Annotated in this window: 8 protein-coding genes; all 8 read right to left on the bottom strand. The window is 45.5% G+C overall.

Annotated elements, in window-relative coordinates; all coding sequences use genetic code 11:
* Positions 1 to 14: 14 nt before the first annotated feature.
* The gene (locus HWQ58_RS13860) at positions 15 to 1,283 is read right to left on the bottom strand and encodes a GAF domain-containing protein (RefSeq protein ID WP_292863147.1); all 1,269 of its coding nucleotides are present in this window, start codon (positions 1,281 to 1,283) and stop codon (positions 15 to 17) included.
* A gap of 29 nt (positions 1,284 to 1,312) precedes the next feature.
* Positions 1,313 to 2,341, bottom strand: coding sequence for a chemotaxis protein CheW (locus HWQ58_RS13855; protein WP_292863144.1), 1,029 nt, complete (start codon positions 2,339 to 2,341; stop codon positions 1,313 to 1,315).
* A gap of 99 nt (positions 2,342 to 2,440) precedes the next feature.
* Positions 2,441 to 5,599, bottom strand: a complete 3,159-nt coding sequence (locus HWQ58_RS13850; RefSeq protein WP_292863141.1) for a hybrid sensor histidine kinase/response regulator — start codon at positions 5,597 to 5,599, stop codon at positions 2,441 to 2,443.
* A 15-nt stretch (positions 5,600 to 5,614) separates the two neighbouring features.
* Positions 5,615 to 10,861 carry a GAF domain-containing protein gene (locus HWQ58_RS13845; RefSeq protein ID WP_292863138.1) on the bottom strand — a complete coding sequence of 1,749 codons (5,247 nt, stop codon included), beginning with the start codon at positions 10,859 to 10,861 and terminating at the stop codon, positions 5,615 to 5,617.
* 629 nt (positions 10,862 to 11,490) lie between these two features.
* Entirely contained in the window at positions 11,491 to 12,024 is a 534-nt protein-coding gene (locus HWQ58_RS13840; protein ID WP_292863135.1) for a chemotaxis protein CheW, read from the bottom strand.
* A 14-nt stretch (positions 12,025 to 12,038) separates the two neighbouring features.
* Positions 12,039 to 12,401 (bottom strand): response regulator, encoded by a 363-nt coding sequence (locus tag HWQ58_RS13835; RefSeq protein WP_104905242.1) that lies wholly within the window; start codon positions 12,399 to 12,401, stop codon positions 12,039 to 12,041.
* Between the two features lie 146 nt (positions 12,402 to 12,547).
* On the bottom strand, positions 12,548 to 13,876 hold the full coding sequence (locus HWQ58_RS13830) for a response regulator (protein WP_292863130.1): 1,329 nt from the start codon (positions 13,874 to 13,876) through the stop codon (positions 12,548 to 12,550).
* A gap of 432 nt (positions 13,877 to 14,308) precedes the next feature.
* Positions 14,309 to 15,016, bottom strand: coding sequence for a gas vesicle protein GvpC (locus HWQ58_RS13825; protein WP_292863127.1), 708 nt, complete (start codon positions 15,014 to 15,016; stop codon positions 14,309 to 14,311).
* Positions 15,017 to 15,077 lie beyond the last annotated feature (61 nt).

Here is a 15,077-nt window from a genome sequence, read left to right as displayed (position 1 = left end):
GGTTTGTGACAATTCTATGGCTTCGATATTGATTTGAGGGTACAAGCAGCGATGTCGGCGATCGCTCTGAATTGCTCCTGGATTTGCGCGATTGACTCCAGCCCAGCACTGATTTGGCGATCGCACGGTTCGATAGCAGAAGCAACGTCTGTTGCTCCCACCTGGAGTTCTTGGAACCATTCCTCTATATTTAGGGTGCTATCGCGGGCTTGACGGGCGAGAATTTCCACTTGTTCGGCAGCAGCTAGCAAACCTCGTTCCTGGTCGCTAGCTTTTGTTGCTTCGATAGTTGTATTCAGAGACAAAATCTGAATTTTGGTACTCAAGCCTTCCACAAGGCGAACAAAGCCAGAAGCTTGCTGGCAAAATTCACCAAGGTATTGCAGCTGTTTATTAGTAATAGCAACAGTATCTTGAATAGACATTAAATGCTCGCGCTCCTGCTCGGCGATTCTGGCTCCTGCTTGTACAGCCTGGCTCACCTGCTGAAATGGCACTAGTAACTGTGACCGATCACAGGATTCAGCCTTTTGGGGAGGCGATGACAGCTGTTGAGCAGGTGGAGTTACTATTTCAGCCCAGTGCAAGTTAATTGTCAACATCATTCCTACTTGTTGCAGCAAACTGCGCTCTGCTTCCTGCGATTGTCGGGGTTGAAGGCAATGATGAATAACTAAAAAACCCCAAGGCTGTTGTTTGACAATCAAGGGCAAGCACAGACTAGCTTGCACCTGAAAGCGTTGCCAAAATTGCTGTTGGCGTGGAGTTAATTCTAATACTTCAGTTAGGTTGTTGAGCGAGTGTTGTCCGTCGCCAACATCGGTAGTAACAAACAAATTTATCGGAAGGGATTGGTTGAGCAAGGATGTCCAACCCGGTTGTATGGCTTCAGCGATCGCTCGAGAGCGATTATCTTCCTCAAAACGATAAATCAAGACGCGATCGGCGTTGAGAGCATCTCGCAGGGCGGTGACTGTAACCTCCAAAAGTGCGGTTTGACCTTTTGTTTGCTGCATTTGTCGCTCGATCGCCGCAAGTTGTTCTCGCTGGAGCTGAAAAGCCCCTCGAACATTTTCATCATTGTCACTGGGCGAATCCTTAGCCAAAGCTTGGATAAAAGTTTCGATTTGACTTACTTTCTGCTGCAATTGAGCGACCTTTGGCCCCTTAGCAGATTGAAAGACTGCTTTGATTACAGCCACATTAGCCAAAATTACTTCTATCTGGATTTCATTTTCAACAGGCTGGGTTTCAGAATTAGGGTCTAAGGTTGCGATTGTCACAGAAAACTCCTTGGCAGCATCAAGTTAAATCAGTGGGTTTGCCATTGCAATGTCTGGGCGATCGCTCTGGTGTCTAAAATCCAGCGATCGCCTGGCAGAATACCTCGAACAAAATTTAGCAGTTTGTTTGGGGAAAAGTCGGTTGGTGCCGATTGTGCTTGCTGTAAATCCTGCCACTCTACATCGTAGACATGAGCCACCAAAAACCCGACTACCTGATTTTGCAGTTCGAGAACCAGAACCATTGGCTTTTCTGGTCGTGACTGCCGCTTCAAAAGTGGCGCATAACCAAGCAAATGTTCCAAGTCAACCAGCCGCAGCATCTGTCCTTGCCAATTATAGAAACCTAAAATCCAACTTGGTAAGGCCGGGGCTGGGGAAATTTCTTGGCTAGCGAGATGAATAATGTCCACTAATGAGTGGAATGGTAGCAATCCACTTCCTTGATTCCCCAAGGAAAAACGGAGAAATCTTTGCCGTTGTTCGCCTGATGTCAGCCCAGGAGCCAAGGTTGGGGTTGTTCCGGGCAACCCCAACTTATCAGCCAATATCTGGCTCATGCCTAAAAGAAGTACTTTGAGTGGTTCCTCGTTTGGTGCTACAGACAAAACAGCCATGTGGCTAACACAGCTTAACTCCGCTACTTGCCGATAAGACCACGGCACCGGACGCACTGCTGACAAAGGAATATCAATTAAGGCAGGGGGCTTATCCACAGGAATGCCACAAATTTCCCCAGTCCGGGTTTGAGTCAGAAGTAAAAAGCGCCCGGAAGTGTCAACCGCAGAGAGAACTTGGTGCGCCTGTTGGGCTTGTACTTGCGGAATGAACTTCTGGCGCAAGTCCACAATCGTAATGGTTTGCGTTCCCAAATCAACCATCCCGATACCACTTTCAACCGTACTGCTGCTAATAGGGGGACAAGCCATCACCTTGAGAACTGCACCAACTGGCAGGGCAAATAAATAGTCTGCGATCGCAAAAACAAGGACTCGCAGTGAGTCGCGTTCGCTCACAGCGCCAGATAATCGCTTAAACGGAAAGGGAGTGTTAAGCATAAATACCAATTCGCAATTCGTAATTCGTAATTCGCAATTCGTAATTCGTAATTAAGAAAGTCAGATATGGCATGGCTTTCGGGGTTTGAATGTGTTGCCTCATTTTAGAGAATTGGTATTAGGGGTATTAACCAGTTCGGCGATCGTGGCTAGGAAGTTCTGTTCTGAATAGGGTTTGGTCAGGTAAGCTTTCGCTCCTAGAGCTAAAGCTAATTGGCGGTGCTTCTGTCCACTACGGGTAGTCAGCATCACCACAGGAATCCCGGACAAACGCTCGTCTTGGCGACGGTGTTCTAAAAACTCAAATCCATTCATCTGCGGCATTTCAATGTCACAAATCACTAAATCAACATCACCGTGTTGCAGCATTTGCGCGATCGCCTCTCGACCATCGCCTGCTTGCAACACTTGATAATCGGCTTTCTGGAGCGTCTGCACCAAACTTTGCCTTTGTACAACCGAATCTTCCACCACTAACACCATCAGTCGGTTAGGTTGAGTAACGGCTGTATTGACTTCCATCGGCTGTTGTTGCGGTTGCGTTATCGTTAGCTCGGATTGCTGCCCCTTTAGAGCAAGAACAGGCTCAGGCGCAGGCAATAGTGCAAGACTTGATGTCGGGGAAGTCGGCATCATATCTGTCTCCCAAGTTTGCCGAACTAACTCCAACGGGTCAACGATTAGGGTAAGACTCCCATTTCCCAACACGCTGTAGCCTTGGATGTAACTAGGTAAAGTCAGGACTCTGCCGAGGGATTTAATTACTAATTCCTGCTCGACTAAAATCTGCTCGACTTGCAAACACAGGTATTGATGCTCTGTTTCCAACAGCAGCAGAGGTTCGACGGTGTTCCGTTGTTTGACTGGAAAAGGACTTAGGGTTAAATTCTGGTCTTGGGTGAATAAAGGATATTTGTAATCCAGCAAATTGGCAAGCGATCGGATGGGAACTAGTTGCTGACTTTGCCCTTCTCCCCACTGCCAGAATTTTTGGCTGCCTTGTCCGTGTAAAGATTGCTGGACTTGAATCTGCTCTGGCTGCGGTAATAAAACCTGGCTAATTCCTTCAGACAGCAAGCCATAAGTAATACCTTGAGATTGACAAACAAGCAAGCGTGCCGTTGTCAAGCTCAGAGGCAATTGCAGGATGAAGGTGGTTCCTTGCCCTGAAATCGATCGCACCACAATTGAACCTTGTAAAGTTTGCAATTGAGTGCGAACGACATCTAAGCCGATACCACGGCCAGATAACTCACCAATCTGGTTGGCGGTAGAAAAGCCTGGTTCAAATAATAATTCTGCCAGTTGGTCTTGTGAAGCGTCAGCGGCTTGTTCGGGAGTCAGCAGGCGTTTTTCTATAGCTCGCTGACGAATGGATTCCCAGTTAAAGCCTCGACCATCATCCCGTACCTCAATAGTAGTGCGGTTGCCTTGATGATAGGCTTGAATTGTAATTGTTCCGGTTTCTGGTTTACCCTGCAGGCGGCGGGTTTCTACCGGTTCAATGCCGTGATCGAAGGCATTGCGAATCATGTGCAGCAAGGGATCGTACAGCTGCTCAGAAATGGCTTTATCCACCAGTACCTTCGTACCGCCAAGCTTGAGTTCAACAGGCTTATGATAAGTTGCTACCATCTGTTGCAGCAGCCGGGGAAATCGATTCAATACTGTTCCCAGTGGAACCATTCTGGCTTGCAGCAAATCTTCTTGCGCTCCTGAAAGCAGTTGCTTGCGCTTTCCGAGACTAAAGCGAGATTGCTGAACTAAGCCATTAAAAGCCTCAATCCGTTCTCCTAATTGCACCATGTCTTCTGTAAGATTTTGCAGGAGAATGTGCAACTCGCTATAGGTATCCATTTCTAAGGCATCAAAATTGGATTTTGCCTCAGCAGTTGGAACTGAGCCTGGAGATCCATGCATCTGTCGCTGCTTGCGTTCGGGAAGCAGCAGATGTCGATCCGACCAAGTAGAAACTTTACTAAGTTGTTGTTGACAGTACAAAAACTGTAGTAGAGTGTCTCGAGCGGCTTTGTGGATGTGGTTAGATTGCAGGTTTTGTTGGTTTTCGTTGATTAGCAATTCCCCAATCGTGTGGCTGAGGCGATCGAGCTGTTCTATCGCTACTCGGATAGTGGGAAGTGATGGTGATGACTGACCTTGGAAGCTTGGCGCTGGTGGAGAGGCTGGCCGATCTGAGTCTGAGTAGCGGTAACATGTCTTGGGATCTCCGATCCAGATTGACTGTAAAATCCGATCTATGGCCGAGGGGACTACCACCGAATCCTGAGAAATAGGTTCCAGTACCTCCGGTGCTTTCGGTACGGAGTTATCAGTCCGCTTCGGGAAAAATGACCAAATTGATTCCGCTTCGCTCGCACTGAGGAGGGGGGATGGCTGATTCTCAGTTGTAGTCGTTTGTGTTGGTTGGGCAGCTATCGAAACTGGCTGCTGTTGCGGTTCTGGGACAGGAGTAGTTAGCCCTGCCCATTCTTGCAATTGTGGAGATATCTCTCCCCCTTGAGTGCGATCGCCTGCAAGTACTGCTGCTTGAGCCGCTTTAAAATTTTCTAAAGCCACCTGAGCGATTTGCAATACTTTGTCTGGATGCTGATTCAGTGCGTTTAGGGTTGCCTGGGCAATTTCTTCCAATCCAGATAAGCCATAAGATGCTGCTAGTTCGGCAAAAAATTCTGCTTGGGAGTTGAGTGTTGTTTGAATTTGTTGCGGATCTTGGCTTTGAATGTCAGTTTCCAGGTGTTGCAAATCCTGGAGTACACTCCCGGAAAAGATTGACTCTACCACATCAAAGCCAAGTTCTTCCGAACTGGGAAGCAAAGCCTCACGACCAAAAAAGTCGCCTAGTTTATGTTGGAGTTGGGCGAAGATTGAGGCAGTTCGATCGAGTATTTCTGCCTCATTGCAGGATAAGCCCATCAAGGTTGCACTCAATGGAGTTCGCAGGCACTCATAAGCATCTAGAAGCAAAGCTCCCAATTCTGGATCGATTTCCAGTTCTGGAGCATATAACGCCTGGAATACATCTTCCACATGATGGGCAATTGTCTGAATAGTTTCCTGCCCAACACTGGCAGCACTCCCTTTGATAGTATGGGCGCTTCGCATCAAGGCATGAACTTTTTCTATTGTTTTTTCATCAAGTAGACCGATCAGATTCTGCTCAATGGTTTGCAACAACTCTGCCGCTTCCGCAAGAAAAGCCTGCTCTACCTGCTCTTGATTACCGGGATCGAGGTTCATAACAGTTTTGGGAGATTAGTCAACTTTGAACTGGCTAACGCTGGTTTCCAATTGTTGTGAAGTCATCAGCAGTTCCTCAAAAGACTCGGAAATGTGGATGGCACTTTCTGAAGTCTTACGGGCGATCGCCGAAACATCCGTCATCGCCTCTGTCAATATCTGAGATTGCTGACTTTGATGGGAAACTGCTTGGGTAATTCCTTGTACCAGTCCACCAATTTCGTTGGTAGCTGCCACGATCGCACTCAGGGAATGACGAGTCTCATCGATCAAGTTCGAGCCTTGGACAACTTGGCTAATCCCTACTTCCATTGCTTGGGTAACTTCGTTGGTGCCATTTTGAATTTCTTCCACGAGTCGCTCAATTTCTGTGGTGGCACTAGCCGACTGATAAGCCAAGGAACGAACTTCATCTGCAACCACCGCAAAGCCTTTGCCATACTCTCCAGCACGGGTAGCCTCGATCGCAGCATTGAGTGCCAGCAAATTAGTTTGAGTGGCAAAGTTTTCAATCAGACTCACTACTTTCGAGATTTTCTGAGAAGCTTCACCGAGGCGTTTAATCTTCTTCGCTGTTTCGGACACGGTTTCCCGAATCTCCAAAATGCCATCTACGGTTCTTTCCATCAAGGAATCACCAGCTTGGACGGTGTTATTAGCTCTTTGAACCGCCTGTCCTACTTTCTGAGCATCAGCAGCGACTACCTGGGTGGAAGTTACCATCATTTGTAATTGTTCCAGAGCGTGTTCAAGCCGTTCTGCCTGCTGTTGAGCTTGGTCAGATAGTTTTACTACTGAGGTAGTGTTATTGCTGGAAGTTTCACTCACTCTACCAGCAGCAATCTGCACTTGTCGGACTAAATCGCGCAAACTTTGGATCGTAGTGTTGTAACCATCGGCAATTGTACCAATTTCATCTTCAGATAGGGGAGCGCGAACCGTGAGATCGCCCCGGAAGGATGGTTCCAAAGCCATGAGAACGCGGATAGCTCCTTGTTGCAGTTTTTCTCGGGCGGTGCGTTCGCGCTCTGCTGCTTCTGCTAATTGCTGCTCTTGGATACGCATCTGTTGTAGGTACTCTGCAAGATTCAGGGCAACACCAATCTGGACGCTAGTTTGGTTAAGAACATCCTCCTCAGATTGCTCCCACTGACGCGGTGCGCTATTTTGATAGACTCCCATCAGCCCCCATAGCCGATTTTCTTGAAAAATCGGAGAAATCATGTAGGCTTTAGTTCCCCACATTTCTAACAATTGGATGTGACATTCGTCATGACCGACAGTATATATATTGTCAACCCGCAAACTTTCTTTGCGGACATAACGCCCTCCTTGGTTGTACTGGAGATAGGTATCTCTAACTTTGGCAAGGCTAGTTCCCACAAGCTTAGGCCAATCCCCACTCACAGACTCAACGACAAATTCTCCAGACCAATCAGGCTCAAAACGGTAAACTCCAACTCGATCTACTTTGAGTAGCTGGCGAAGTTCGTGGCTGGCAAACTGGACAAATTCCAGAACATTACCATGACTTTGGGCCATCTCTGTCAACCGACTTGGCAGGCGATAAGAAAATCGGGCGTTTGCTACTTCCCGTTCTGCCAGTTTTATCAGTTCCTCATTCTTACTTAGGGTTTGTTGTAAGTATTGCGATTGCTGGACGGCAACCCCAAACTGCGTGCCGATTTTCGTTACCAAGTTGACTTCATTATCTTGCCATTGCCGCGGCCCGCTATTCTGATATGCTCCTAACAAACCCCAGAGCTTGTTTCCGGCAATAATCGGGGTGATGATATAGGCTCTAATCTGGAATTGCTCGAGAATTTTCAAGTGGCACTGGGCATGACCAGCAGTGTGAATATCATTAATCACAAAGGTCTCGTTGTTGCGATAGCGTCCACCTTGGGTTTGTTGTAGGTGTTCGTCTTCCCATACAGTCTTAATATCGGGGCCAACCAAAGCCACCCATTCACGACTTACGGATTCGGCAATAAACTCCCCACCCCAATCTGGATTGAAGCGATACACTGCTAGGCGATCGCATTCCAAATGCGATCGCAATTCTGGTAGGGCATTGCGGAAAATCGTATCTAGCTCAAGAGCTTGGCGAATTTTTTCTGCCAGCCGTGTCAGCGCTCGTTCTCCTTCTGCGGTTCGTGCTAACTCTGCATTCTTCTTTTTAAGTTGTTCGATATACTCAACCTGTTGCAAGCCTATACCCATTTGCACAGCGAGTTTTCTCAACAGTTGCACATCCTTGGATTTCCACTGCCGAGGTCCAGTATTTTGGTATGCTCCTAAAAAGCCCCAGAGTTTGCTTCCAATAAAGATAGGAGCGATGGTGTAAGCCTTAGCCTGAATTTTTTCTAATATTTCTAGGTAGCACTGAACATGACCGATAGTGTAGATATCATCGACAACAAAGGTTTCATAATTGCGATAGCGTCCACCCTGAGTTTGTTGTAAGTGATCGTCCATCCAAATCGTTTTCATGTCGGAACCAGCTAAAGACAGCCATTGATCTTTTACGGATTCGGCAATAAACTCCACACCCCAGTCGGGATTAAAGCGAAATACTGCGAGGCGATCGCACTGTAGTTGTTTGCGTAAACTTGGCAGCACATTCTGAAAAATAGTGTCTACATCCTGCGCTTGACGGATTTTTTCCACCATCCCTGTCAGCAACTGTTCCTCTTCTGCTGCTTGCGCCAACTCAGCATTTTTCGTTCTCAGTTGTTCGATGTACTCGGCTTGCTGCACGCTTAACCCCAACTGAATGCCCAATTTGGTCAGTAATCGCACCTCCTCGGAATTCCACTGACGCGGCCCGCTATTCTGATAAGCTCCTAACAAACCCCAAAGTTTGTTTCCAGCAAAAATCGGGGCGATGGTGTAAGCTTTAACCTGGAACTGCTCCAACAGGTCGATGTGGCACTGAGCATGACCAACATTATAGATGTCATTGACGACAAAAGTTTCATTGTTGCTATAGTGCCCGCCTTGGGTTTGCTGTAGGTGTTCGTCTTCCCATACGGTTCTGATATCGGGGCCAACCAGAGGCACCCAATCATTTCCTACAGATTCAGCAATAAATTCACCACTCCAGTCAGAGTTGAAGCGATATATTGCTAGGCGATCGCATTTGAACAACTGCCGCAATTCTACCAAGGTAGTGCGGTAGATATTTTCTGGCTGTTGGGAATGACGCACTCTATCCGCCATTCGTGCGAGCGCGTTTTCGATTTCAGCTACTTGTGTCATTTCTATATTTTTTAACCGTAGCTGTTCGATATATTCAGCTTGCTGGAGGGCAATACTCAACGGTTCGGCGATCTGCAACAAAGCACCGGCCTCTTCCTCAGTCCATTTGCGGACATCAGAATTTTGATAGGCTGCTAACAAACCCCAAAGATTACCGCCGCGGAAGATGGGAACATTGATGTATGCTTTGGCTTGGAACTTCTCTAATGTTTCTAAATAGCAAGGTGAAAAACCAGCTGCATAAATATCGCTGACTTTGCGAAAGCGTGTTCCTTTGGTGTATATTCCACCCTGCGTTTCCTTCAGATAGGTATCGGCATCAAGTTTAACAGGGGAGCCATAATCCTTAACATGGCAACGCTCTGAAGATATCAGACCTGTTTTTAAAATGCCGTCTTGTTCTTGCATCTCCAACAGTGACGACCAACCAGCAGCCACAGATTCAGCGATAATTTCTCCACTCCAGTCTGGATAAAATTGATAAACGACAACGCGATCGCATTTTAAAAATCGCCGCAACTCTTGGGTTGCAGTGCGGAAAAGGGTGCGTAGATCCGTTGCTTGCCCAATCTTTTCAATGATGCCGAAAACAGTACGTTCTCGTTCAACAAGTTTGGCTGACTCCTCAGAGCGGTTATAAAGTTGTTGCTGATATTGCAACTGTTGAATAGCAATACTAGACACAGATGCAACCTGCACCATCAGTCGAACTTCACTATCTTTCCACTGACGAGGCTGAGAATTTTGATAGACTGCGAACAAGCCCCACAACTGTTCTCCCTGGAAGATGGCAACAATAATGTATGCTTTAGCTTGATACGTTTCTAAAACTTTGAGATAGCAGTCAGAAAAACCAGCACTGTAGATATCATTAGTGACTCGATAGATTTGTCCGCGATGGAAAGTTTTGCCTTGGGTGTGCTGAATATAGCTATCCGCACTGTGCGATCGCCCTGTTGTCCCAGCTAGTCCTCCTTCGTCTGCAAGGTTCCTAACACTACAATAGTTAACGTTCTTGACAATTGCTGGGTTGTTTCGCTGTTCTTCTAACAGAGAAACCCACTCAGATCCGACAGATTCAGCAACAAATTCCCCACTCCAATCTGGGTTGAAACGATAGATTGCTACGCGATCGCATTTTAGTGACTGTCGCACTTCTTGGGTGGCAACGCGAAAGATGGTATCCAAATCTTTGGACTGGAGAATTTTATTTGTTACACCGACAAGGATTTGGTCTTTTTCCACTTCTTGTTGCAAAGTAGCTTGAATCACGGCAACTTGCAGTTGCACTTCTAATTCCTGCTCGATTAATTTTAGTAACCGAATTTCAGCATTCTGCCACTGGCGAGCAGCAGTGCATTGCTGTACTACCAACAAACCCCAAACCCGATCTTTTGCTAAGATCGGCAAACTCAAACAAGCTCTGATCTGAAACCGATCCACGAGCTGCTTTTGGTAAGGGGACAAGCTAGCAGTATAGGTATCCGCGATCGCTGCTAATTTTTCTTGTTGATAAAGCTTGGCAGAACCTAACCCAAAAGTGACGGCAGGCAGTTTTTCCTTCAGCATTGGGGTAAAGCCATCCCTCATCGCCTCCGCAGCAACTATCCCCAGCGTCGGATTCGTAAACTCATACACTACCACGCGATCGGCTTGCAGTGAGCTTTGTACCTCCATGACAACAGTGGCCAGCAAGGTATCTAGATCGGAAAATTGGCGGATTTTGCTGGCGATCGCCTGTACTTGCTCTACCTCTAATCCATCTCCTCCGTCTTGATATGGCAACACACTTACCAGTTCTTTTAACTTGCGGATTCTCTCTCGCAATGGCCCTGTTTCCACCCAATCAGCTTGATCCAGTTCAGTTCGCAATTCTTCTAGAGTGAAGGTGATTTGCTGTTTTGCTGGTACATCAACGGTATGCCCGTTATCAGTTTCCTTATAACCGTTGCTGGGATTTGAGTGAGGTTGGCTGGGTGTAAGATTGTGTTGCGTTACCATAATCTTTCTTGCTATGAAGGTTATCGGAGTTAATAAATAGAATGCAGAGCGTGGGCTACTTATACCAATTCAAAATTCACGCATTCAAAATTCATGCATTAAGAAAGGCAGACAGAACAAGGCTTTGGAAGCGTGTATCTGGAGCATTCTTTTTTGAAATTGGTATTACTTTTTTAGAACGGCTTGGGCGCACAGAAGCCTTTGTGCGTCCGCCCTTGGCTTTGTATAGGAAGCTCTGAACTTTAACGTATCGCGCAAGTCCCCACCTTCAATGTCATAAGGTGGGGATTGTGAGTGGGGGATGAGGATTGTATCTAGAATTGATTTTTTACAAAGTAAAAACAAATTCTGGATGGATGACGAATCCCCAGAATTTTCTGGTAGGATAGCTGATATCTTGACCATCAATGCCATAAGCGAAAACCAAGCTAATAGGTATATGTTGCAAGAAAACCCTTCTCTGCGAGACGCTCCGCGAAGGACTACGCTCAGGGTAAAAGATTTGGGTCTTGGGAACCAGGACTCCTGCCCTTGGAGGGAATGTAAGACCAAAAAAACTACGGAGTTTTTGAGGCTATTCCCGATGAATTGGGAGCGATCAACTTCAGCCGTAGGCAAGTCTAAGTAGTTCACAGAGGCTGAAGGGCTTGAATCACAACATGGGTGTCAATTAACATCAAAGGGCTACCTTGAGAATCCACAAAGTAACCCTGCAAGAACGAGCCTAGTCGGGCAGGTAACATCGATGTCGAAACCGCTAACCGCTCTTGGGAGTCATAAACTTCAATGGTATTGACTTGCTCCACCAAAAGCCCAACGGTTTGATTCTGGACTTGAACAAGCATCGCCATGCCAGAGTTACGCAAACTTTCTTGCCGACACCAGTGTGTTGCTCCCAACAAACCTGCTAAATCAAGAATCCAGATAGCTTCTCCCCGCCAATTCATTATGCCTAACAAGAATTCTGCTACCTGCGGTACTGGTAAAATCTCGGTGAGTGCAACCTGAATTACTCCCCGCAAATCAGCTAGTGGGAGTAACCCATTTACCTTTCCATTCAATGGAAATCTTAAAAACCTCTGGTTGTTTCCTTGGGGAGAGTTTTCAAGTCGAAATTGGCTATTAATGGGTAGCGAAGAAAAACTATCATTGCCCTGTATCATTGCCCCAGTTTCCTTTAGCGAATAAATTTATTAACAGTCTGGAGCAAGGTATTTTCATCTACAGGTTTGACTAAATAGCCATCGGCACCACTCATAGTGCCCCAAGTTTTATCAACATCTGTGTTTTTAGTTGAGCAAATCACTACCGGGATTGCTTTTGTTATCGGATCGGCTTTCAACTTGCGGCAGAATTCAAATCCACTTTGGCCTGGCAAAATCAAATCCAGTAAGATCAAGTCAGGTTTTTGTTGTTTCAACCTGAGTTGAGCCTCTTCACCACTGCGAACTTCATAAACTGAATATCCTCCTTGCTCTAGGTAACGTGTCATCTTTTCGGATTCTGTAAGGCTATCTTCAACTAAAAGAACTTTTTTCATTTTTTTCCTAACTATTTAATTCAGAATTTGAAAAATAATTGCGACAAATGAATTAATACAAAGCCAGATTAAGAGAGTAATTTCCCATCCAAAATCGGTTTTAAAAATGGATCTAGGGGAGCCATCGGCATGACTGTCGCTTCAACCTAAACGGTTAAATACTTGTGAAGCACATTGAGTACTTTGTCTTGTTCTACGGGTTTACCCAAAAAGTCAGTTGCCCCGACTAATTTTGCTCGCATCCGATCTACTATTCCATCTTTCCCCGTTAAGATCACAACCGGCACATCTTTGAGACTTGGAGTTTTACGGATTTGAGAACAAATTTCATAGCCATTCACTTTTGGCATTAAAAGATCCAAAAAAATGAAGTCAGGCTTGCTTTTAATTAGCTTTAAAACTGCCGTCAAGGACTCTTGAATGCCAACAAAGCGATAACCTTGATGGGTGAGAATTTCCTCCAAACTGCGACAGATAGTCGGACTATCATCCACACAGGCTACTAAAGGTCTTGAGACATCAATAATTGCTTTGCTAGCTGCTGGGAGGGCAACTTGTATAACAGTGTCTTCTTCTCTCTTGAGTGAAGAATTAGAATTATTAACTGCACTAGACGAACTGACAATTTCTTTACTAGTCGCTGGGGGAGCAACTTTTTTAAAATCGGGCGCAAGTATAACAGTTTCCTCTTCTCTCTTCAGTGAAGAATTGGAATTATTAACTGCACTGGACGGGTTGCCAGTTTCTTGAATAATCCCAACCTTCCTGAGGTTTGGGGTGGGTGAAAAAGCGATCGCCCCTGCTTTTACTAATGGCATCAAGAACCGGGTCAAAGCTAAGACATCCCGACCACTTTTTTGCCCTAGACCTCGTAAAGTTTTTGTTCCATCAACTAGAGAAATAATCTGTTTAGAGGATGCTTGTCCTTGGAGTAGCTCAAGTTGTTGAATGACAGGAAATAAATTGGGCGAGTAACTTGCCAGTCCTGCATCTCGCCATTCTTGCCAGGCTTGTGTAGCCTGTTTCAAGACTTCCTCAGTTGGTATTACAGTTAGGAGAAACCCAGGAACTTCACCAACAACGATAGTATGTGACAACTGCCCTGCTGGATTGTCGCCATTTCTTTTGGCTTCAATGTACTGCATTATATCAAACAGGACTTCAGCTATTAAGCTTGTAATCAGATTAACAAGTTGTTGTTGTTCGATTAATTTTTGTTCTCGCAACTTAGCAAGAATGCAATACTCGCGATAATTTTCCTGGGGAGAGACAAGCCGCTCCAACTGTGTCACATCCAGATTAGAACAGTACTGCGACAAGTATCGTCGCCATCGCTCATTGGCATTATAACCGCCAGCCTGCCAAATTAATCGTCCTAAACGAAAATATAGCGTCCAAGCCGACCCATCTCTGGCTTCAAGATTCAGCCTGCCTGTGAATAATTTAGTTTGAAGTTGCTCGATCAATTGATTCACAATGGATCGCACCTCTTTATATATCTTGAGTTTTGCATTTACATTAGAATTTCTCAAACAATCCAGCTTACTAACTTCATCGTGCGATCGCCAATAGCACAGTTCAAAACCTCGATTGAGCTACCCCAGCTTGTTATATCCCTTTCCAATCCGAACATTTTTAAAGTTCAAAGCCGGAAGCTTGAACAAAGATTTAAGCCCTTTTTCTAAGTATTAGTAGGTTAACTATATTACTTTTTTATGTCACATCTACTGAGCAAATTGCTTGTATAGATGTAGTTGCAATACAGACCTTAATAAAAATGGAAATGTTGAATACTACAAAGCATAGACCAGCTTTAATGCTTATCGATTGTGTACTATGCTGCTTAAGGCGATAGACACAAACGATCGCCCAATTGCTAGTCTGCAAATACAAAAAATGAGCTTGAATTAAGTTTGTGAAGAAATTGCTGGTTGCCGAATAAAGTATTGGCGATCGCGTTGTTCTAGTACCCCTTGCTTGATCGAGGAGCGCAGGATATCTATCGTTTGCACCCGACTTAAGCCTATCACCTCTTCAATTTCTATCAGAGTAGCTCCTTCAGCTTGCTGAATGTATTGCAGCACTTTAGATTTAACAGAATCTGCATTCAAGGCAGGCACTTTCTTAGTCATGGTATTGACGGAAGGACGAATACCAGTAGCTTTAATTGCAGAACGGGAGATTGACCATTTTGGAACTGTTACAACTAATTTCTCTTCTTTAGCAGGAGTCGAGGAAACAGCTTGTTCATCACTGTAATCGCCCCAAACACTGTTATGTAAGATTGCCCGAAAATTTTGCAAGTTTTGGAATAATGCCTGAGCCTTTGCTGCCCGCTGTTGGCGGTATTCTTGCTGGCGTTGCCAGACATCTGTTTTTATTTGTAATATTTCCAATTGCCGCTCTACAATCTCTTGCTGAAATTGCTGCTGTTGTAACTTTCTGTTGTTGTCAAGGCTGGTAACAAAACTGCTCAAGTCTTGATGAAGCAAATCTGCTTGCAGCTGAAGTTCTTGTTGAGTTAGCTGTTTCCACTGGTTAACTTGTTGACGGCGTTCAGCAGTTATTTGCAATCGCTGCGATCGCTCTTGTTCCCATAAATTCTTGAGAGCCATCAGATGGAATATCCTATTTTGTAAACTAAAAATATTAAATAGGAGCCATGAAGACTCCCTT

Origin of the sequence: Nostoc sp. LPT, assembly GCF_017115165.1 — a bacterium.
GTDB lineage: Bacteria > Cyanobacteriota > Cyanobacteriia > Cyanobacteriales > Nostocaceae > Nostoc.
This window is presented reverse-complemented; position numbering and strand designations above follow the sequence as displayed.

Coding starts and splice junctions, on each gene's coding strand:
- HWQ58_RS13855 (WP_292863144.1), bottom strand. CDS start 2,341: ATGCTTAACACTCCCTTTCCGTTTAAGCGATTATCTGGCGCTGTGAGC.
- HWQ58_RS13850 (WP_292863141.1), bottom strand. CDS start 5,599: ATGAACCTCGATCCCGGTAATCAAGAGCAGGTAGAGCAGGCTTTTCTT.
- HWQ58_RS13845 (WP_292863138.1), bottom strand. CDS start 10,861: ATGGTAACGCAACACAATCTTACACCCAGCCAACCTCACTCAAATCCC.
- HWQ58_RS13840 (WP_292863135.1), bottom strand. CDS start 12,024: ATGATACAGGGCAATGATAGTTTTTCTTCGCTACCCATTAATAGCCAA.
- HWQ58_RS13835 (WP_104905242.1), bottom strand. CDS start 12,401: ATGAAAAAAGTTCTTTTAGTTGAAGATAGCCTTACAGAATCCGAAAAG.
- HWQ58_RS13825 (WP_292863127.1), bottom strand. CDS start 15,016: ATGGCTCTCAAGAATTTATGGGAACAAGAGCGATCGCAGCGATTGCAA.